This window comes from Acinetobacter sp. AOR41_HL (assembly GCF_027854645.1).
In the GTDB taxonomy this organism is placed as follows: domain Bacteria; phylum Pseudomonadota; class Gammaproteobacteria; order Pseudomonadales; family Moraxellaceae; genus Acinetobacter; species Acinetobacter nosocomialis.
Map to the genome: position 1 here is coordinate 1 of NZ_JAKTHZ010000014.1, position 22533 is coordinate 22533.

A 22533-nucleotide genomic window follows, 5' to 3' on the forward strand; every position below is an offset into this window, starting at 1 on the left:
TTAAACCAGTAGGAATATTCTTTAGGCTGACCATTCACCAAGACATTGCTGAGTTTGACATCGTAGATCACGTTCAGTTTCAAATCGTCGAAGTTAAATTGGATATGGTTGGGAACACCGATATTTTCATAGCGTATATTGCTGATCTTCTGTTTAGCTCCACTACTTCGTTCAGTGACTACAACAGTGGCTTTGGCGTAATCCACATTTCGATTGGCAAAGAAATTCTTTTGATCGGTTAAAACTGAAATCGAGAGAATTGAACCCGCCATATAATATTTGGCTGGATAGTTGTGGTAGGGATAGGCAATCACACCGAGTGGTGCAGTGGTTGGATTGTCGAAGGGATAAACCACTTTGTAGGACGTACCGACCACATAAGGGAATCGGGTATCTTTAAATGATGGCGCATTAACTGAACCATACGCCGATTTTTGTAAGAAAGGATTCAGCATCCAGAGTCGATGTCCCACATCTCCAGCAAAAAGGTTTAATTTATCATGCACCATATTGGTAATGCTTTCGGCAGGTGAATAGTCATTCTTATTCTGTCTCACCCCCATCTCAAGGCTACTGGTCCTTGCACCTACCGCACCAATATCTGAATAGCAGTTTGTGTTTGATTCTGGGTAATGGGTCAAGATGTTGTTTGCAGCAAGAATCAGCGCCGTCTGCATCATCTCATCTTCATGGGCATAGTCGTATGTAATACTTGGCAGCCCATGCAAGGCACGAACCGTATTGATTTCATTTAAAAATTCATTTCTAAAATTTGCACTGAGCTTGCCTGCATAACAGTTGTTGATATCGGGTGCCTCGCTCATAGATGAAGCTTTAAATACATCAAAACTGATGGTCAGGCTCTCTGCTGCCAGTGTTTTGGTATCACCCTCCTGGGTGAGTTTAAGGGTACATGCCCCCGCACCAATCCCCTTGAGTTCTCCCAGACTATACGTACAGGTTGATGAAGAAAGGCTGCTAATCGTGACAGGTAGTTTGGCACTGGATTCCGTATCCAGTGAATACACACTCTCCGTCAGGATATATTTGATTTTTAGTGGGGTAATGGTTTGCTTGAGCTTATTCACGCACACATTATTTTCTAGATATTGCTCAGCCGCACAACTCACATTGACGGTCATGCTGCTATTCAGTGCTAGAACTTTTGCCGTCCCTGCCTGTGTCAATACCAGATTACACTGACCGACTTTATGCGCTTTAAGTTCACCGCCACTTACACTACAGATGTTGGGTGTGTTACTGCTAAACGTTACTACTAGACCTTGATCTGTTTGCAGCGATAATGGATAGCTTTGACCTTGGATCAGGTTACTCAATGAGAATGCCTGAATATTCTGCGGCGCCTTATTTCTACATGTCCCCTCTTCTAGATATTGAGTTTCAGCACAAGTTACAGGCTTAGGATTGGTACTGCCATTATTAGGATTTTCCGTTCCACCACCATTGGATGAACTGGACTCTCCTCCCGAACCACCGCCACACCCGACCATTGCTGTACTGATTGCCATCATTAGAACTGATGGCATGAACGATTTTGAAATCATCATGATTGACTGCCTTAAATTTTTATATTGTTGTTATTGATAATGATCAGCCGATAATAATTGACGGATTTCACTGGCCATTTGTGGACTACGCCATGGAAATAGAACTTTTAGGCTGTAATTCGGTTTGAATGGATCTCGTGTGCCAATATTGACTTGGAACTCACGTTTCATCGGTGTGCGATGGACCTGTTGATTGACATGCGTTCCCATCATTGGATTGCTGATCACAGTGGTCGTGGTTCTAAAATTATCTTCGACTAAGTTGTAGTGTCCAACGGAGGTGATGTAATCAAAGGGATATTTCACGAGGCGTTGATCAGGCTGATCAAACAGGATAATGGTTTTATCTTGGCTGTTAATCCAGACACCACGGTTTTGATAATTAAAAGTTTCTCCTTGACGCTTGAGTTGTTCAGTCATCCCGTCAAAGTAGGTATTTCCATATTCATAAAGATAGTAAAGAATCACAAACCAGAACAGGTCAAAGCCAAAGAAGATATAACCGAAAGCACCAAAAGAGAAGATTTTGGCAACGATGAGAAAGATCACGATGGGTAAGATCACACATTTTATAAAGAGCTTGGATTTTTGTGGACGGTGTTCAATGGGTATGATTTTGGGTTTGCTTAATTCAGTCATGGTTGTTTCCCGCATGTTCAATGCAATGCACAATCACCAGCAGATATAAAAAGGTTTATTTTTTATAGGCGTGACTTAGCCATCCACCGTTGGATTGTTCTTGTAAAAAATATTGTTTGAATACAGACGAATAATAAAAATTAGCCGTATCGCCCTCGTTGCAAAGCACAACAAGGTTGAACATGGGGTGAGGCACAAATTAAATAAGACAGATACAGCATAAGAAGCTCCTAGATGTTTATAGAAGTTCTACCAATTACTGCTAAATAATGGTGGCAGAACGAAAAGGGGTTAGCAGACTGATCATCTAGGAATCATGCCAATTAATAATCTAACCTTCACTAAATACAAATTACATTACAATCTATCCAATTGATTTAAATATATTTTTATTCTAACTTTCCATAACAATGTGATACATGCAATTACCAATTTTTGTGAGTAAGATTGTGAGTAAGCACTTTCAAAAATACCGTTACTCACAACATATGCTAAACGATCTTAAAATCAAAAGCTTAAAACCACGTGAAGAATTATACCGCGTGGCTGATCATTCAGGACTCTGTATAGAAATCCGCCCATCTGGTAGCAAATTCTGGCGTTATCGCTACCGATTTCTTACTAAAGCAAAAATGCTCACAATCGGTCAATATCCCGAAATTACTTTAGCATACGCTCGCTTGAAAACAATGGAATATCGAGAACAACTCGCTAAAGGAGTAGACCCAATAAGCCACCAGAAAAAAGAACGCCTTGAAGCAATCAAAGCAAATAATGGTACATTCCTTTTAGTCGCCAACGAATTTATGAATTCTCGAAAAACTCAACAATCAAAGGAATGGGAACAACGCCGCAGCAGTTATTTTGAGAAAGATGTTTATCCTCTTATCGGTAATAAACCTATCCATGAGATCGACTCGATTGATATTAAAAATGTTCTTGATAGTACTATGGCAAGAATCAAAAAATCAGGAAGAGGTACAGGGGAAGTTAAGGGAATTTTTGTTAGGCAAATAATAGGTGAAGTCATGGAATATGCCATTATCACAAAACGTATTTCTATTGACCCTACCTACGTCCTTAGAAGCTACATAAAGCAGCCAGAAGTAACTCATGCCAGACCATTGACTGAATCTGAAAAAAGAGAACTTATGTCTAAGCTCAATACATACGGTGGCTCTACTAGTACAAGGAATGCTATCAAAGTAGCAACATATACATGGCTTAGAAGCATTGAAATACGTCGAGGCAAAAAGGAATATATTAATTTTGAAGAGAAGACGTGGACTATTCCAGCAGTATCACAGGCTGATATTTTGGCTGGAAAGCGTAATATGAAAAAGAACAGAATGCATGTTGTTCCTTTATCAAATCAAGCCATACAAATCATTAGAGAGCAATTTGCTCTTTACCCCAATAGCGAATATATTTTTGCAGGTGAAGATGGTGAAATGATGGGTAAAACTACATTAAATACTGCCCTTCATAATATGAAATTAGAATTTACCATGCATGCCCTAAGAGCAACAGCTTCTACAATTGCAAATGAGAATGGTTTTAATAAGGATTGGGTTGAAATACAGCTTGCCCACGTTTCGGACAATAAAACACGGGCGACATACAATCATGCTCAATGGTTAAATGATCGTAAAACTATGATGCAATGGTGGGCTGATCATGTAGATAGTTGGGGCTTTGTTTCATAAACAACTGACACACCTACATGTATCACTTATAGCTATATTTTTAGTTTTGAAACACAAGTCTAATGAGATTTAAAAACATGAATAATAAATTTAAGGGCGATCTTGATTTTTATGAATTAGAAGATATAAGTCATCGCCTTGAAGTAATTGAGCTCATACTTAGAGAGGATGAAATCTCCTTCTCAATGAAATGGGCTTACGAAGTTTATCACGCTTGGATTGATGAAAAATAAAATGATTTGATGCCAATATCTCAAAATATAGGCAATTTTTTTGCGACACAAGTTGTCTCATCTTTCTAATTTATCATAGCTTTTTCATCTAAATTTCAACACAATACTCTCATAGAAATTTGAGAGTCATCTACGTGATTACAGGCGAAATTAAAAGCAAAATTGACCAGATTTGGAATGCATTTTGGAGTGGCGGTATTTCCAATCCTTTAGAAGTCATGGAGCAAATGACTTATTTGCTGTTTATTCGCCGACTCGATGAAATTCAGATCACCAAAGAAAAGAAAGCTAACCGCTTAAAGAAAGCTGTAGAACATCCAATTTTTACGCCAGAGCAAGATCATCTTCGTTGGTCAAAGTTTATTACTTTGGGTGATGCTGCAACTTTATATAATACCATTGCAAATGAAGTCTTTCCTTTCATTAAAAACTTAGGTGCAGAAGATGAAACCACCTATAGCCACCACATGAAGGATGCGCGTTTTACCATTCCTACGCCTGCACTTTTAACCAAAGTGGTGGATTTGGTTGCCGATGTGCCAATGGATGATAAAGATACTAAGGGCGATATTTACGAGTATATGCTCGGTAAAATTGCTTCGGCGGGTCAAAACGGTCAGTTCCGTACTCCTCGTCATATCATCAAAATGATTGTGGAGCTGATGCAACCAAAACCAACCGATACCATTTGTGACCCTGCGTGTGGTACAGCGGGCTTCCTTGTTGCTGCAAGTGAATATTTAAATGATCATTACAGCACTGAGATTTTTGCTAATCCTGAAGCTGCAAAGCGTTTTAGTGAAGAAACTTTCTTTGGTTATGACTTTGATAGCACCATGCTTCGCATTGGTTCGATGAATATGATGCTGCACGGTGTAGAAAACCCACGTATTGAAAACCGTGATTCTTTGAGTGAAACGCATTCACATATTGCGGAAAAATATAGTTTGATTTTAGCCAATCCGCCATTTGCAGGCAGTTTGGACAATGAAAGCTGTGCCAAGAACATTCAAGCTGTTGTGAAAACCAAAAAAACCGAATTGTTATTTTTAGCCTTGTTCTTACGTTTGTTAAAAACTGGTGGTCGTGCTGCGGTGATTGTGCCTGATGGTGTGTTATTCGGTTCGTCTAAAGCGCATAAAGATTTGCGTCAAAAGATTGTGGAAGAGCAAAAGCTTGAAGCGATTATTTCGATGCCGTCAGGTGTGTTTAAGCCTTATGCAGGGGTTTCGACTGCCATTATGATTTTCACCAAAACCATGTCGGGCGGTACGGACAAAGTTTGGTTTTATGATATGCAGGCGGATGGTTATTCGCTGGATGATAAGCGTAATGAACTCGATGCGTCTAAGCATGAAAATAACAATATCCCTGACATTATTGCGCGTTTTAAAAACTTAGAGGGTGAAAAAGACCGTAAAGCCACAGAGCAAAGTTTTATGGTGGATAAAGCTGATATTGCTGCCAATGGTTATGACTTGTCGATTAACCGTTATAAGGAAGTGGTGTATGAGCAAGTGGAATATGAAACACCAAGTAAAATTTTGGCGGATTTAGAAGTGCTTGAGCAGGATATTTTAAAAGGAATGGCTGCGCTTAAGGAGTTGTTGAAATGACAATTCCTGTTAAAAAAATAAGTACATTTTGTAAAACAGGTAGTGGTGGTACACCTTCTCGATCAAATAATGCTTTTTTTGAAAATGGTACAATTCCGTGGGTTAAATCAGGCGAATTAAAAAACCGTTATATCACCGAGGTTGAAGAATATATAACTGATTTGGCAGTAGAAAAATCCTCAGCTAAATTAGTCTCAAAAGGTTCTTTACTGATTGCTATGTATGGCGCAACAGTTGGAGAGGTTTCTCAGCTTACTTTTGATGCAACAACAAACCAAGCTATTTGTAATATTCAACCTGATGAAAATGTTTGTGATGTTAATTATTTATACAGATTTTTAGAAGCATCAAAACCGTATCTTTTGAGTCGTCGAGTCGGTGGTGGTCAGCCAAATATTTCTCAAGGTGTAATTAAGGATTTAGTTGTCCCACTCCCACCTCTTGCAGAACAACGCCGAATTGCATCTATTTTAGATCAAGCGGATGAGTTACGCCAAAAACGTCAGCAAGCGATTGAAAAGTTAGATCAGCTTTTACAAGCCACGTTTATTGATATGTTTGGCGATCCTGTCAGTAATCCTAAAGGTTTCGAGGTTAAAAAGTTAGAAAACCTAACAACCAAAATTGGTAGTGGATCAACACCTAAGGGTGGAGATAGTGCTTATAAAGATGAAGGTATTTCATTAGTTAGAAGTTTAAATATTTATGATGGGCAATTTAGTTATAAAAATTTAGCGTTTATTGATCAAGATCAAGCAGATAAATTAAAAAACGTTATTCTTCAAGAAAATGATGTTCTTCTGAATATTACAGGAGCATCAGTAGCTCGTTGTTGTCTTATTCCTAATGAGGTTTTACCTGCAAGAGTAAATCAGCATGTTTCAATTTTGCGAGTAAAAGATAAATTAATACCTGAATTTTTAGAAGCTTTATTGATTTCAAAACCAATGAAATTACATTTGTTAAAGATATCAGGAGCTGGTGCAACTAGAGAAGCCTTAACAAAACTTCAATTACAAGAGTTAGAAATCATTGTTCCACCACTAGATATTCAAAATGAATTCTTACTTAAGTTGAAGAGCATTAAGTGCTTAATTGATCTAAACTTAAAACAACTAAATGAATTAGATAAACTTTTTATATCTAGTCAAAACCAAGCTTTTAACGGTACTTTATAACATTTAATTAAAAATATGAGGGAATATATACATGAGCAATTTTCAGTTTTTAGAACCTGAATTTAAAAGCTTGGCAGCTACGGCTAAAGAAGCCGAAAAGCTCGTGTATATTTCCCCTCAATTTGCCCTTGCTGCGGCACGTACATCACTTGAAAACCTTGTGCTTTGGCTATATCAATACGATAAAAAACTCACCCAACCTTATGATGCATCACTGCATAACTTACTCAATGACATAAAATTTAAAGACCTGATTCCCCCTTATATTTGGGACAAAATGGACAATATCCGCATGGTCGGCAACAGTGCCGTACATGGGAAAAAGTTCAAACAGCTCACTACCGAAGAAACCGTCAAGCACATCAGCCATTTATTCCTGATGTATGTGTGGTTTGAACGTAACTATGGTTCACCTTCAAAAGACCGTTCACAGCCGCATATTTTTAAAACCGAACTGATTCCTAACGCAGATAACACACAGCAAATCACCGTCAACCAAGAACAACTACAGAAAGAAACAGAAGCTAAAGAAAAACAGTTTGCGGAGCAACACAAAGCCCTACGTGAACGTGAACAAAAACTATTTGAACTGTCCGCAAGTTTAGAAGAGCGTGAAAAACTACTTGCCAACATAGATGCTGAACTTGCACAAAGACGCGCTGATGTTGAACAAGCCAAAATTGCCAACAGCAAAATCGAAGACCATACCGACTATAAAGAAGACGAAACTCGAAAACTTAAAATTGACCTCATGCTTGAAGAAGCAGGTTGGGAAATCGGTACATCGGTTCGAGAGGAAGTTGCTGTAACAGGTATGCCAAGCCCATCGGGTAAAGGTGCTGTGGATTATGTGCTGTATGATGCCAATGGCTTGCCTTTGGCTGTGGTTGAAGCCAAACGCACATCGACTGACCCTGATATTGGACAACAACAAGCCAAGCTCTATGCAGACTGTTTAGAGCAACAAACAGGACAACGCCCTGTCATTTTCTATACCAATGGCTACAAAACCCGAATCTGGAATGATGTGCAAGGTGGTCCACCACGCTTAGTTCACGGCTTTTATACGCAAGCAGAACTCAAACGCTTGATCGAAAGACGTAAGAACAACCCTGATTTAAGCAGCTTCCCGATCAATGCGGACATTGTCGAGCGTTACTACCAAACTCGTGCCATCAAAGCCATGCTTGCAGCCTATCAACGTAAAGAACGTGCAGGCTTACTGATTATGGCAACAGGCACAGGTAAAACCCGTACCGCCATTGCACTGGTCGATGTGTTGATGAAAGCCAATGTGGTGCAAAAAGCCTTATTCCTTGCAGACCGTACTTCACTGGTCAATCAAGCGCACAACGCCTTTAAAGCCAATTTAAAAGATGCCTCATTCGTCAATTTACTTGAGGATAAAAACCAAGTCGGCCGAGTGTATTTCTCTACCTATCAAACTATGATGGGCTTAATTGACGAAAAAAATGCGGACGGTACACGACAATTTGGCACAGGTATGTTTGACCTGATTATTATTGATGAAGCACACCGCAGCGTTTATCAAAAATTTGGCGAGATTTTTAAATACTTCGATAGTTTGCTTGTTGGTTTAACCGCAACGCCACGAGATGAAGTAGATCGTGATACATACGCACTGTTTGGCTTGGAAAGTGGTGTACCAACCGATTACTATGATTTAGATCAAGCCATTGCCGATGGTTATCTTGTACCACCCAAAGCCTATTCTGTCCCACTTAAATTCATGCGTGAAGGCGTGAAATATGACGAACTTTCCGAAGAAGAAAAACAACATTGGGACAGTCTAAATTGGGGCGATGAAGATGCACCTGAAGAAGTCTCAGTATCCAAGATTAATAAAGAGCTGTTTAATACAGGCACGATTGATTTAATGCTCAAGCACTTGATGGAAAATGGTATTAAGACCGAAGGTGGAGATCGTTTGGGTAAAACCATTATCTTTGCCGTCAATCAAAAACATGCCCAGTTTATCGCAGATCGCTTCAATGAAAACTATCCGCAATATGATGGGAAATTTGCCCGTGTCATTACCCATGCAACCAAGTATCCACAAAGCTTAATTGATGACTTTAGCAAGAAAGATTTAGCTGAGCCACAGATTGCGATTTCAGTGGATATGCTCGATACAGGGATTGATGTACCTGAAGTGGTCAACTTAGTATTCTTTAAAGCGGTTCGCTCTAAAGTCAAATTTATGCAGATGATTGGACGTGGTACACGACTCTGCAAAGAATTGTTTAGCCCTGAAAAAGATAAAAAAGAATTCTTTATTTTCGATTATTGCTCTAACTTTGAATACTTCAATGAAAACCCTGATGGTGCGCCTGTTGCGACCACAGAGCCACTCGGACAACGCTTGTTTAAAGCACGTTTAAATATCCTGAGTTTACTGAATGCAAAGGACGATGCCACCGAAGAGCTGAAAGCTGTACAGCAAGATATGCGTCAAAGTTTACAGACTGAAGTGAAGTCTATGAACAATGAGAATTTCATTGTGAAATCTGAACTTGAGCATGTTGAACATTTCAAAAATGATGATGCTTGGAACAACTTAGATGACCTTGCGATAGGAACATTACGAGAACATATCTCTAAACTACCGAATCAACTTGAGCCCGAAACCTTAGAGGCCAAACTGTTTGATATGCTTTGCTACAACCTTGAGTTGGCAGTATTGGAACAGAACAACACCGCTATTCAAAGCTATGCCAATAAAGTAATTGAAATTGCTTCTAAACTGGAAAGCAAAGAAAATATTCCTGTGGTTGCAGAACAGATTGCGCTCATTCAAGACATCCAAACCGTTGAATATTGGAAAGGCATCACCTTGCCAATGTTAGAGGCGATGCGTAAACGTATTCGCGGCTTGGTGAAACTCATCGAAAAATCCACATCGACTATTGTGTATTCCATGCTTGATGATGAAATTGGAGATATGCAAGCAGTCGATCTCCCAGTCGTTTCAAGTGGTGTCAATCTTGCACAGTATCGTAAACGTGTCGAAAGCTTTATCAAAGCCAATGAAAACCACATTACCATTGCCAAGCTCAAGCGTGGTTTAGCCCTTACACCAACCGATCTAAGTGAGTTAGAACGCTTTGTTTTTGAAGCTCAGGAAGTTGAAAGCCGAGATAAATTTGAAGAATGCTTTGGGACAGATAAGCCATTACCTCTCTTTATTCGTTCCCTTGTCGGTTTAGATCGTCAAGCGGTGCAACAAGCATTCTCTAAGTATTTACAAGGCTCAACTTATAACGAAAAACAGATTCGTTTTGTAGAAATGCTGATTGAGCATTTGACACAAAATGGTGTGTTAGAAGCAGCACAATTATATGAACCACCGTTTAATCAGATCCACTATGAAGGGATTGATGGTGTGTTTGGTGATGCCGATGCTGACAACATATTTGGGGTTGTTGAAGCGTTTAATGAAGCGGTGGCTTAGATTATTAAATAAGTAATAGGTAATAACATGACTAATAAATATTATAATTCATTAAAGCAGGTTTGGGTTTCTTCTGATAAAGATGACGGAACTGAGAACGAAACTTTTGAGCCTGAAATTAGAGGAAAATTAAAGTCAGCGTTACAGATGCCAAATATTATGGTTCTGGCTGGTAGTGGTACATCATTAGGTGACATTGTCAAAGGTCCCAAAATGAGGGATTTATGGTTGGCATGCACCACTAATGATATGGATATAATTGCTAAGGAGTGTTTTGCTGAAAATAAATTTGATATCACTATTGAGTCAAATCAAAACATAGAAATATGCCTATCCCATTGCGAAGCTTACTCACAAGTTAGTACAACAAAAGAAAAAACGACTCTATTCATAAAAAAATGTAAGGAATTAATTTTAGAAAAATGCCGTTTTATTAATGATAAAGATGCACAACTTCTTGGTCATAAAGAATTTATTAGAAAATTAGCTAGAAGAAAATCAAAAGATCCTAGAGTTAAGCTTTTTACAACCAATTATGATACCTGTTTTGAAGATGCCGCTGGACTATTAGGTATTACTGTAATTGATGGTTTTTCATTCTCTATGCCTCGGATCTATGATGCAAGGTTTTTTGATATGGATATTGTTCGTAGAAACACTTCTTCTTCTTCGACCAACACCCATTATTTAGAAGGTGTTTATCAACTCTATAAACTCCATGGCTCTATAAATTGGAGTCGTCGTAACACTAACTCTTATATCATCGAACAAGCAGAAAATGTAACAGCTGAAAATAGTTGTATGATTTTTCCTGCAAAGGGAAAATATCAGCAGTCATATATACAGCCTCACTTAGAGTTAATTGCTCGCTTTTCTCAAAGTTTAAGAGAGCCGAATACATGTTTAATCATTGCTGGATTTGGATTTAATGATGATCATTTATCCGAGCCAATATTATCCGCAATTCTCTCAAATCCACACTTGAAAGTTATAATTGTCTCGCCAACTATTGAAAGTGATATTGAAAGACCATCATCTGAAACATCGAAGTATTGGGGAATGTTTAAAAAAATTGCAGATGATAGAAAGAATGATGAGATTTTCTTTCTAAATTGTGATTTTCAGCAATTTTCGAGTTTTATTCCTGATCTTACGGCTTTATCTCCTGCTGAAAATCTTCATGAAAATATGAAAAAATTATTTGGAGATAGAGATGCTTAATGAAAATGGTGTAATCAAACCAGAATTACTTTTTGGAAAGGTAAATGCAGTTACTGCCAATTCTGTAAACTTTGAGTATATAAATTTACAACATCAAGCAACTTACTATCATGGCAAACGTTATGGAAAAGGAGAAGTTGGTGAGTTCATATTAATTGAAAGTCAAGTGAACTTAATTCTTGGACGTATCGTAGAAATAAAAAAGGATGATTTAGATAAGTCTAATTTAGACATAGCTGGGCGAATCCAACTTCTTGGCACAATTCAAATGGACAGTTTGTATGTAACTGCTGGAGTTGAATACTATCCAAATATTAATGATCTCATCTATTCAGCACCTCATGAACTTATCGCTCAGCTTCCTAAAAGGATGAATAAAGGAACACCAAAAGTTGAACTAAATTTAGGTTTCATAGATTTAGATCAGGGTTGTGACATAAATGTAACACCTGAGAAACTATTTGGTCGCCATTTAGGAATCCTAGGCTCTACAGGTGGTGGTAAAAGTTATACAACTGCAAAAATATTAGAGGAATGTCGGAAATTTAATTCGAAAATAATTATTCTTGATCCAACTGGAGAATATAAAGATTTCATTGGTGTTGATATTGAAAATATTCATTTGAGTGATCCTATTAGCCCAGCCCTTGGGTCTTGCGCTGTCAGTTTGCCAGCAGAATGCTTCCAAGAGACTGATTTTATAGCGTTGTTTGAACCTTCAGGCAAAGCACAAGGTCCTAAATTTAGAGATGCTATTAGAAGTTTACGTTTAGCTCACATACTTGAAGCTAGAGCATTACATTTAGATAAAATTGATGATGGTGTATTCATAAAAATAGGTAAAACAGAAGAATCTTGGAAAGTCAGTATCCGCTCTATTGGGGGAACAAAGCTTATTGAAGATCCTTCAGCACCGTTTAATCCTATGAAACTATGTAGGCAAATTCGTCAAGAATGTGTTTGGCCTCCTAAAGCTGATGGTATTTGGAATGAGGACCTGAATAGCTTTAGTTATTGTCTTGCTCTATTATCAAGAATTCATGGCATAACAACATCTAAAACATTTGAGTTCGTTTTTAATCCATTAGAATTACCAACACTTGTACAAAAAATAGATGAGTTTTATAGTTCAAATAAAAAAATATTAAGAATCGATCTAAGTGATGTGGGTTTTGAGTTTAAGGCTAGAGAAATTGTTGCAAATGCTATTGGTCGTCATCTTTTGAGTCAAGCTAGGTCAAGGAGTTTTTCAGATAAGCCGATTGTTGTTTTTTTAGATGAAGCCCATAATTTTATTGGTAAAGCTATTGGTAATGAAGATACCATCGCTAAATTGGATGCATTCGAGTTGATTGCTAAAGAGGGACGTAAATTTGGTCTAAATATTTGCTTAGCAACCCAGCGACCAAGAGATATCACAGAAGGAGTACTAAGCCAATTAGGAACACTGATTGTCCATAGGCTCACTAATGATCGTGACAGAGAAATTATTGAACGCGCATGTGGTGAAATAGATAAAGCTGCATCCGATTTTTTACCTAGTCTACAGCCAGGAGAAGCGGTTCTGATTGGAAATGATTTTCCCATTCCTTTAACCATTAATATTCATAAACCATTAATAACACCAAACTCATCTGGAGCTGACTTTCAAAATAAATGGGGATGATTTGATTGTTTATTACACTACATCATTATTCGTCAGGCTTAAAAACATTTCATAAGCATGAGCATATGAAAAGTGATCGTCTCTTTTGCCCAAATGACATAAAGATTTTTCGATAAGTTCAACTTCGTCTATAAAAACAACATGTTTACAAGGTATAGCATGTACATATGCTTCAAAAAACTCTTTTACAGTAGGAGGTAGAAGCTGTAATTGGGGTAAATTAAAAACTTGACCTAATACCGTCAATGAACAAATTTTAAGATTTAAAAAATATCCCGAATAGCTCATATCAACAGCTTCATTCAAGAACAAAATAAATACTGTTAGAGTATCTAAAGGATATTTTTTAGATAACTTTGTTAGTAATTCAAATATTTCACTATTTTTATAAAAAATTCGTTTTACAAACCTAAGCTCAAAAGATGATCTTTCAGCTAAATGAAGAAAATGACGGCTAACTTCAGGGACTAAGCTAAGTATGATTCTATCGGTCTCAATAGCAGAACGTGAATCAAAATTGAAAATATTCCAAATTGGATGATGAAACTGCATATTCTTGATAACTTGGACAGGCAGTTTTATCTAAACTTGAACACCTATTCTTCTTTTACTTGGACACTTACGTCCGTTTTTACGAAGGCTAATACAGTTTATAAGAAATATTATCTTTAATTTTTTCTGAGCACCTATTCAACTATTTTTTATTCATAGCAAGAAAATATACAGAAATATGTCCTTAAACAACATTTTTAGTTGGAGTATTTGCATTAACATTAGTTGTGCTTAAGCAACTTAATAACAATGATAAGATAACAAAAGCTATTTAAAATTCATTAGCACTTGAAATAAATGAATAAAACCTCAAATATTCTTAAAGTTAATTATACCGAGATGCTAATGTTCGACCATGAACAAAAAATTATGATAGATCGTATTGTAAAAGAGTTAGAAGAAAATAATTTTGCAATATTTGCAGGTGCTGGTTTATCAGCCCCTGCCGGATATGTAAATTGGAAAGAACTCTTACGGCCCTTATCGATTGAATTAAATTTAGATATCGATAAAGAAACCGACTTAGTTTCCTTAGCCCAATATTATGTGAATGAAAATCATGGTCGTAGTAGATTAACTGAAAGGTTAATTGATGAAGTTGGTATAGCTCGAGAACCGACAACTAATCATAAGATTTTAGCGAAGTTACCCATATCAACCTATTGGACAACTAACTATGATGATCTAATAGAAAAATCTTTAGATAATGAAGGTAAAATAGCAGATAAAAAATTTACTAAAAATCATTTATCTCAAACTAAGAAGGGACGTTCCGCCATTGTCTATAAAATGCATGGTGATGCAAGTCTTCCTGATCAAGCAATTATTACTAAAGATCAATACGAATCATATCCGTTGCACTTTGCACCATTCGTAACAGCTTTGTCAGGAGATTTGGTTTCAAAAACTTTTCTTTTCTTAGGGTTTAGCTTTAATGATCCAAATTTAGATTATATTCTAAGCAGAATCCGAATTCATTTTGAACAAAATCAAAGACAACATTATTGTATTTTTAGAAAAGTTAATCGTGCCGACTACAGTAATGATGAAGATTTTTCATATAATCTTTTAAAGCAACAGTTTGTGATTAAAGACCTTGCTCGTTTTAGTATAAAAGTTGTATTAATTGACTCGTGGAATGATCTCACCCGTATATTAGAAGAAATTACAAAAAAATTTCGGTGTAAAAATGTATTCTTATCAGGTAGTGCCCATGACTTTAGTCCATGGGATCAAACCGCAACGGAATTTTTTCTATCAAAACTAGGTGAAGTTCTAATCCAAGAAGGTTTTAAAATTACATCAGGTTTAGGCTTGGGTATTGGTAATGCATTTATTAGTGGTGCAATTAAAGAAATCTATAATAGAAAATATACAAAAATTGATGACTATTTAACAATGAAGGTATTTCCTCAATTCGTAGCTGATCCTACAGAAAGAAAAAACATTTGGACAGTATGGAGAAAAGATTTATTGAGTCAGACAGGAATTGCTCTTTTCTTTATGGGAAATAAAATTATCACAGATCCTGAATCAGGTAAACAAACTATTGTTTTGGCAGATGGCATGGATGAAGAATTTCAAATAGCACATGAATTAGGTTTAAAGCTAATACCAATTGGTGCGAGTGGATATAAGGCAAAAGAATTATTTAATCAAATAACTTCTGACTTCGATCAATATTACCCAAATTCCACACCAAAATTTCGAGAAGCTTTTGAAAAACTAAATGAAGAAGTAGATGAACCAAATAAGTTGTTATCAAAAATTCATGATGTAATTAAGTTAATTTAAATTGGAGAAAGTTTATGACTAGAAAAGTATTTTTTAGTTTTCATTATCAACCTGATAATTGGAGAGTATCTCAAGTACGGAATATTGGCGTAATTGAGGGCAATCAACCAGCCAAGGATAATGATTGGGAAACAGTCGTGGGTGGTGGTGATACGCAAATTAAAAAATGGATATCTGATCAAATGGTGGGGAGAACTTGCACAGTTATTCTTGCTGGTAAGGATACAGCTAATAGAAAATGGATTAATCATGAGATCGTTGAATCTTGGGATAAAGGAAAGGGTGTTGTAGTAATTTACATTCATAACCTAAAAAATTCACAAGGTGAACAATCAGATAAAGGACGAAATCCTTTAGAGTACATAAAACATGGACCTACTGGAAAAAAACTATCTGAAATTGCTAAAGCTTATGACCCACCATACTCAACTAGTAAATTTGTTTATGAGTATATTGAAGATAATATTGATAGTTGGATTGAAGAAGCTATTAAAATAAGGAAAGAAAATTAAGAACTTGAACAAAAAGCTTACAGGTTCGTTAGTAATTGAACTCCATTTTTAGAAATAGAAATGGAGTTTCCTTCATATTGAAACTCAATATTAATAAACTGATGTCCTAAATCAGTAAAATTTAGACAACATATTTTTTTTCCTACGGATTTAGCATGCTCAATTTCCATCTTAATCCATTCAGAAGTTATTTCACCATCGGCGATTACATTATGAGTAAGTACTAAAATTAATGCCTTAGATTGTTCAATTCTCTTCTTTAGAACTTCTTTTGTATAATCACTTATTAAATTTCTTTTTAGAAAATCTTGATCTGATGTCCAATCATAATAACATGATAAATTTAGAAAATTTATAGTATTCTTCATATTTTTAACTAAATCTTTATCCAAATAACTATGGGAAATAAAAATATCGTACTTTTTCTTTGACTCTATTGAATTTGAATTAAGAAATTTTACAAGCTCTTCTGGACTATAATTTGGTAAAGTACTATCGATATGATATGTTTTTTTCTTTCCTTTAAAATTTTTTCTCAATTTCACATACTTACCTAGGCTTTGTAGATGTTGAAAAGCCATATTCCTAATTTGATTATTACGTTCGGAGTCATTAAGTTTATAAAAAAAAGTTATTGTTTTACTATTACTGAACTTTTTAAGCTCATTAAATATTAGTATTTTTTCTATATGATTTGATTTATTATAGATTTTTATAAAAATATCTATATATATCGGCTCAACATCCTGAATATACTCAGTATTATTTATGGTAACCAAATCTTTATTTAAAAATTTATTTAATTTCTTTTCTAGCTGAGTTAGAGCTTTAATTTTCAACTCTTCATTATATTCTAATTTATGTTTACTCCTATATCCATTTGAGAGCATATGCTTAACTTTTTGTGAGCTAAAGAAAAAATCCCTAGAATTTAATGGATCATATCTTATCTTTTTACCAACAGATTTTAAAAATATATCTTTAGATTTATAATATTGATACCTTTGGTCTAATTCTTTTATAGTGTTATGAAAATATTTAACATAAAAAGAAAACAAAATATTTCTATCGTAAACTTCAGGCAATATCTGCTTAATCAAATGTAATTGATTTGTAATTTGTTTATATATCTTTATATTTTCAGACATATACTTTCTTTTAGTAGTACCAGCCATAACCACTTCCTCATTTTACCGATGTGTAATGACCTTATAAAGACTATCTAAAGGATGAGTATTTTGATTTATAAAAGGATTATTAGAAATTTCAAGCCAACTTTTCAGTTTTTGATTACTTAAAGTAGCATCTGTCATTGGAATTGAATAAGCAAAATCTACAGCACTATCAAAAGCAGCTGATTCTTCTAGCTTTATATTTCTAGTTTCAAGTGCTATTTGTCTTGGTTTAGTTCTACGAACTAATTTTGCAAATTGAAGTTCTGAGTAAATCCAAGGCGATGAAAGATATTTTTTATCTTCGAACGTATTAGTTATTGGAATTGACTTATCTGTACCTAAAAAAACAAAAGCTTCACAGTTATCAATTATTTTGTGCAAAGCTGAGTTAAGGATCATAAAAACATTTGAAGTTGTATGATTTCGTATATGATAATCAAATGTTTCACCATTAAGACAATACTTCTCATCAATTTTCCTTAGGAGTTTGAATGCATCCCCCCAAACACAGGAGTCGATAAATACACTTAAATTTAGTTCTTTTTCTATTAAAATTGCCAATCGTATAACATCATCCTCATCAGCATGTGAGTGTGATAAAAATATATCTGGTTTGATATCTAAAAATAGATTTTCAGAGATTTTATCCACACTTAGCGTGTTTTTTCTATCAAGTAAGTAATCTTGAATTTTGATTAATTTATTTTCATTTCTCTCTTTGTATTCCCTTACTTTTTGACTACTAACTTCTGGGAAAATTGAAAAATCAAAATCTTCAACTTGAACACTTTTATACATAATTCATTACTACTTTATGTTAATTTTTAAGATGGTTATGAAATAATCTTCGGAAGAGACTAGAATATGTATAGTCATTTTCAAATCTTGGATCTAATTCAAATCTAGGATTAAGTTTATTTTTTTCACTTTCATAAACTATTCTTGAAGCTGCACCTGTAGATGCTAAAGGGATTATTTGAGCATTAGGATGAAATTCTAAAAACATTTCTAATTCATCTATTACACCTTCCATTCCACCAATTAATACTATTGCATCAAATTTTTGACTTTGTATCATGGCTTGTCTCATTATTTTAAGGCTTTCTTCACGCTCTTCGGGATTACCATCTATTAGGGTTAAATCTATAAAATCATAGACACTTTCAGGAAAATCTGGCTTAAAAATATTAGATTGATAGATAGAAATAAAATTTACGTCTTTTTTACTATTTTTGGTGGCCATAGCTAATAATGGAGTAATAGCTGTATGTCCTCCACAAACAATACGACCATTAGGTATAACTACTTCTACGAGTGATCGAACCGCTTCTTTAATAGCAAGGACATCAGCCGTCTCGTAGAAGCATTTTTTTCGATTAGATAGAGGAATACTTGCTGATAGGAAAATATTTAACATTTTTATCACTCAGTTTCTAATAATGAAGGTGCTTTAGTCATATTTACTGCTTTAATGGGGAGATGGTTTAATATTCACTGATATTTCCTCATTCTTATAGTGTCCTCCAATTCCCAATACCTAGAAACAGGAGGATAGACATCAATATAGCTATTCTAATTTACGAGTATTATTTCAGCTTCGAATAAAATTTACTCTTACTATCATACTGATAAGGTACAATTTTATTTAATTTAACCATCCGATTATTGTCATTCATATCTGTTCCCTGATAATGAATCTGGAATGGATAAAATGGTTGTCCATTTTTGTTAACTTTGATTGCTGAAGAATAGCCGTACTCTGGTTGTTCTGAAACTTTTCCTTCTTCGAACATTTGTTCAACAATATAGTCGTCTTCATTTAACAGAAGAAGTGACCACACGCTTTCCCCATAACCATTGCCGTAATAACCATCAATGGTATAGCTTCCTAGTGTATTGTTTCCAAAAGCTTGTAAGTTCTTTTTAAATTCTTGAGCATTCCATGAGGTTCGACCATATCCCTCTATACTTTCAATTCCCCCTTGGGCTGTTTTTGAAATCATTTGGAATTGTCCATTGTCCAATTTTTTAAAGAGATATAATTCCAAAGTGCCTCGTGTAGCATGTGAAGTTTCTATCCTCCCTTCGATTGCTAAAGTCACTTCCACAGGGACTAAATAACGGGCTTCCCCCTGCATATTCTGGTAAGTAATAATAGGCGCGATACTGATTACAGCATCAGTGAGATCATCCAAGTCGCTAGGCTTATTAACATAGTAGTATTTGCCACTTCCCCAGTAATCATCTTTTCCTCTTTCTCTGGATGATGTCACTTTATAAAAACTTCGAGCAACGGTATCTGTACTTAGGTTAGGGAGTACCACCTGTTTAAAGTTCTTAGGTTCAAGCCTGGATGTATCATAATATTTAATGGCTGTTGTGGCTGTTTGTACTGATGGCGTTTGAACAGCATTGAGCTGCTGTGCTTTAGCCTGCAATGTATTGTATAACTTGACCGCTTCAGGTTGTCCCTGCCGTGCAGCACTTTGTAACAAGGTAACGCCCTTTTTTGCATCCTGTGGTACACCATCCCCATTAAGATACATGACTGCTAATGCGTACTGTGAAGGAGCAAAACCATTCACTGCTGCCTTGGAAAACCATTCAGCCGCTTTTTTATGATCTACAGGTACACCTTTCTTTCCTAAGTAGTAAAGCATTCCCATATTATGGTGACTTTGATTATTATCTCCTTTGGTCACGACTTGTGACAGTACATAGTTCAGTCCTGCCGACAGGTTCACTTTCTTGGTTTCAGCAGATACTGTTGAACTGGTCATTACCATACTGTTAGCGACAGCAAGATGGAGTATTAATTTTTTCATCTGATTCTTATCCTTATTAATCATTCACATTAAACCAGTAGGAATATTCTTTAGGCTGACCATTCACCAAGACATTGCTGAGTTTGACATCGTAGATCACGTTCAGTTTCAAATCGTCGAAGTTAAATTGGATATGGTTGGGAACACCGATATTTTCATAGCGTATATTGCTGATCTTCTGTTTAGCTCCACTACTTCGTTCAGTGACTACAACAGTGGCTTTGGCGTAATCCACATTTCGATTGGCAAAGAAATTCTTTTGATCGGTTAAAACTGAAATCGAGAGAATTGAACCCGCCATATAATATTTGGCTGGATAGTTGTGGTAGGGATAGGCAATCACACCGAGTGGTGCAGTGGTTGGATTGTCGAAGGGATAAACCACTTTGTAGGACGTACCGACCACATAAGGGAATCGGGTATCTTTAAATGATGGCGCATTAACTGAACCATACGCCGATTTTTGTAAGAAAGGATTCAGCATCCAGAGTCGATGTCCCACATCTCCAGCAAAAAGGTTTAATTTATCATGCACCATATTGGTAATGCTTTCGGCAGGTGAATAGTCATTCTTATTCTGTCTCACCCCCATCTCAAGGCTACTGGTCCTTGCACCTACCGCACCAATATCTGAATAGCAGTTTGTGTTTGATTCTGGGTAATGGGTCAAGATGTTGTTTGCAGCAAGAATCAGCGCCGTCTGCATCATCTCATCTTCATGGGCATAGTCGTATGTAATACTTGGCAGCCCATGCAAGGCACGAACCGTATTGATTTCATTTAAAAATTCATTTCTAAAATTTGCACTGAGCTTGCCTGCATAACAGTTGTTGATATCGGGTGCCTCGCTCATAGATGAAGCTTTAAATACATCAAAACTGATGGTCAGGCTCTCTGCTGCCAGTGTTTTGGTATCACCCTCCTGGGTGAGTTTAAGGGTACATGCCCCCGCACCAATCCCCTTGAGTTCTCCCAGACTATACGTACAGGTTGATGAAGAAAGGCTGCTAATCGTGACAGGTAGTTTGGCACTGGATTCCGTATCCAGTGAATACACACTCTCCGTCAGGATATATTTGATTTTTAGTGGGGTAATGGTTTGCTTGAGCTTATTCACGCACACATTATTTTCTAGATATTGCTCAGCCGCACAACTCACATTGACGGTCATGCTGCTATTCAGTGCTAGAACTTTTGCCGTCCCTGCCTGTGTCAATACCAGATTACACTGACCGACTTTATGCGCTTTAAGTTCACCGCCACTTACACTACAGATGTTGGGTGTGTTACTGCTAAACGTTACTACTAGACCTTGATCTGTTTGCAGCGATAATGGATAGCTTTGACCTTGGATCAGGTTACTCAATGAGAATGCCTGAATATTCTGCGGCGCCTTATTTCTACATGTCCCCTCTTCTAGATATTGAGTTTCAGCACAAGTTACAGGCTTAGGATTGGTACTGCCATTATTAGGATTTTCCGTTCCACCACCATTGGATGAACTGGACTCTCCTCCCGAACCACCGCCACACCCGACCATTGCTGTACTGATTGCCATCATTAGAACTGATGGCATGAACGATTTTGAAATCATCATGATTGACTGCCTTAAATTTTTATATTGTTGTTATTGATAATGATCAGCCGATAATAATTGACGGATTTCACTGGCCATTTGTGGACTACGCCATGGAAATAGAACTTTTAGGCTGTAATTCGGTTTGAATGGATCTCGTGTGCCAATATTGACTTGGAACTCACGTTTCATCGGTGTGCGATGGACCTGTTGATTGACATGCGTTCCCATCATTGGATTGCTGATCACAGTGGTCGTGGTTCTAAAATTATCTTCGACTAAGTTGTAGTGTCCAACGGAGGTGATGTAATCAAAGGGATATTTCACGAGGCGTTGATCAGGCTGATCAAACAGGATAATGGTTTTATCTTGGCTGTTAATCCAGACACCACGGTTTTGATAATTAAAAGTTTCTCCTTGACGCTTGAGTTGTTCAGTCATCCCGTCAAAGTAGGTATTTCCATATTCATAAAGATAGTAAAGAATCACAAACCAGAACAGGTCAAAGCCAAAGAAGATATAACCGAAAGCACCAAAAGAGAAGATTTTGGCAACGATGAGAAAGATCACGATGGGTAAGATCACACATTTTATAAAGAGCTTGGATTTTTGTGGACGGTGTTCAATGGGTATGATTTTGGGTTTGCTTAATTCAGTCATGGTTGTTTCCCGCATGTTCAATGCAATGCACAATCACCAGCAGATATAAAAAGGTTTATTTTTTATAGGCGTGACTTAGCCATCCACCGTTGGATTGTTCTTGTAAAAAATATTGTTTGAATACAGACGAATAATAAAAA

At 36.3% G+C, this 22533-nt stretch carries 18 protein-coding genes; 9 read left to right on the plus strand and 9 right to left on the minus strand.

Going from position 1 to position 22533, the window contains the following annotated elements:
- Both MKL35_RS03975 and MKL35_RS03980 read right to left on the minus strand, forming a co-directional pair.
- A partial coding sequence (locus MKL35_RS03975; RefSeq protein ID WP_270912618.1) for a CAP domain-containing protein occupies positions 1–1568 on the minus strand: 1568 nt, incomplete at its 3' end.
- A 30-nt stretch (positions 1569–1598) separates the two neighbouring features.
- The gene (locus MKL35_RS03980) at positions 1599–2207 is read right to left on the minus strand and encodes a hypothetical protein (RefSeq protein ID WP_004682119.1); all 609 of its coding nucleotides are present in this window, start codon (positions 2205–2207) and stop codon (positions 1599–1601) included.
- Between the two features lie 488 nt (positions 2208–2695).
- Here MKL35_RS03980 and MKL35_RS03985 point away from each other — a divergent pair, with 488 nt between their 5' ends.
- From MKL35_RS03985 to MKL35_RS04015, 7 genes are all read left to right on the plus strand, one after another.
- Entirely contained in the window at positions 2696–3913 is a 1218-nt protein-coding gene (locus MKL35_RS03985) for a tyrosine-type recombinase/integrase (protein ID WP_208728239.1), read from the plus strand.
- 77 nt (positions 3914–3990) lie between these two features.
- On the plus strand, positions 3991–4146 hold the full coding sequence (locus MKL35_RS03990) for a hypothetical protein (protein WP_208728114.1): 156 nt from the start codon (positions 3991–3993) through the stop codon (positions 4144–4146).
- Between the two features lie 134 nt (positions 4147–4280).
- Positions 4281–5762, plus strand: coding sequence for a type I restriction-modification system subunit M (locus MKL35_RS03995; RefSeq protein ID WP_208728115.1), 1482 nt, complete (start codon positions 4281–4283; stop codon positions 5760–5762).
- Positions 5759–6940 carry a restriction endonuclease subunit S gene (locus MKL35_RS04000; RefSeq protein ID WP_208728116.1) on the plus strand — a complete coding sequence of 394 codons (1182 nt, stop codon included), beginning with the start codon at positions 5759–5761 and terminating at the stop codon, positions 6938–6940. Before MKL35_RS03995 ends, MKL35_RS04000 begins: the two co-directional genes overlap by 4 nt.
- A gap of 31 nt (positions 6941–6971) precedes the next feature.
- Entirely contained in the window at positions 6972–10412 is a 3441-nt protein-coding gene (locus tag MKL35_RS04005; protein WP_208728117.1) for a DEAD/DEAH box helicase family protein, read from the plus strand.
- Between the two features lie 27 nt (positions 10413–10439).
- Positions 10440–11633 carry an SIR2 family protein gene (locus MKL35_RS04010; protein ID WP_077170201.1) on the plus strand — a complete coding sequence of 398 codons (1194 nt, stop codon included), beginning with the start codon at positions 10440–10442 and terminating at the stop codon, positions 11631–11633.
- The gene (locus MKL35_RS04015) at positions 11626–13299 is read left to right on the plus strand and encodes an ATP-binding protein (protein WP_006582013.1); all 1674 of its coding nucleotides are present in this window, start codon (positions 11626–11628) and stop codon (positions 13297–13299) included. The genes MKL35_RS04010 and MKL35_RS04015 overlap by 8 nt, the downstream gene beginning before the upstream one ends.
- A 12-nt stretch (positions 13300–13311) precedes the next feature.
- Here the strand turns inward: MKL35_RS04015 and MKL35_RS04020 are convergent, their stop codons facing one another.
- A complete protein-coding gene (locus MKL35_RS04020; RefSeq protein ID WP_227520113.1) occupies positions 13312–13851 on the minus strand; it encodes a hypothetical protein in 540 nt (179 codons plus the stop codon).
- A gap of 369 nt (positions 13852–14220) precedes the next feature.
- Between MKL35_RS04020 and MKL35_RS04025 the strand changes: the two genes are divergently transcribed.
- A complete protein-coding gene (locus tag MKL35_RS04025; protein ID WP_081410205.1) occupies positions 14221–15645 on the plus strand; it encodes an SIR2 family protein in 1425 nt (474 codons plus the stop codon).
- Positions 15646–15659: 14 nt separating this feature from the next.
- Complete coding sequence (locus tag MKL35_RS04030; RefSeq protein WP_077170202.1) at positions 15660–16157, plus strand: TIR domain-containing protein; 498 nt, start codon at positions 15660–15662, stop codon at positions 16155–16157.
- Positions 16158–16174: 17 nt separating this feature from the next.
- On the opposite strand, the gene MKL35_RS04035 is transcribed toward MKL35_RS04030, so the two are convergent.
- The 6 genes from MKL35_RS04035 to MKL35_RS04060 form a co-directional block, all read right to left on the minus strand.
- A complete protein-coding gene (locus tag MKL35_RS04035; protein ID WP_077170203.1) occupies positions 16175–17332 on the minus strand; it encodes a TIR domain-containing protein in 1158 nt (385 codons plus the stop codon).
- 15 nt (positions 17333–17347) lie between these two features.
- Entirely contained in the window at positions 17348–18130 is a 783-nt protein-coding gene (locus MKL35_RS04040; RefSeq protein ID WP_208728118.1) for a hypothetical protein, read from the minus strand.
- A gap of 19 nt (positions 18131–18149) precedes the next feature.
- The gene (locus tag MKL35_RS04045; RefSeq protein ID WP_077170329.1) at positions 18150–18749 is read right to left on the minus strand and encodes an SLOG domain-containing protein; all 600 of its coding nucleotides are present in this window, start codon (positions 18747–18749) and stop codon (positions 18150–18152) included.
- Positions 18750–18918: 169 nt separating this feature from the next.
- Positions 18919–20157: a tetratricopeptide repeat protein gene (locus tag MKL35_RS04050; protein WP_077170339.1), complete on the minus strand. Its 1239-nt coding sequence runs from the start codon at positions 20155–20157 to the stop codon at positions 18919–18921.
- Between the two features lie 16 nt (positions 20158–20173).
- Entirely contained in the window at positions 20174–21754 is a 1581-nt protein-coding gene (locus tag MKL35_RS04055; protein ID WP_270912878.1) for a CAP domain-containing protein, read from the minus strand.
- Between the two features lie 30 nt (positions 21755–21784).
- Entirely contained in the window at positions 21785–22393 is a 609-nt protein-coding gene (locus tag MKL35_RS04060) for a hypothetical protein (RefSeq protein WP_004682119.1), read from the minus strand.
- Between the last annotated feature and the right edge of the window lie 140 nt (positions 22394–22533).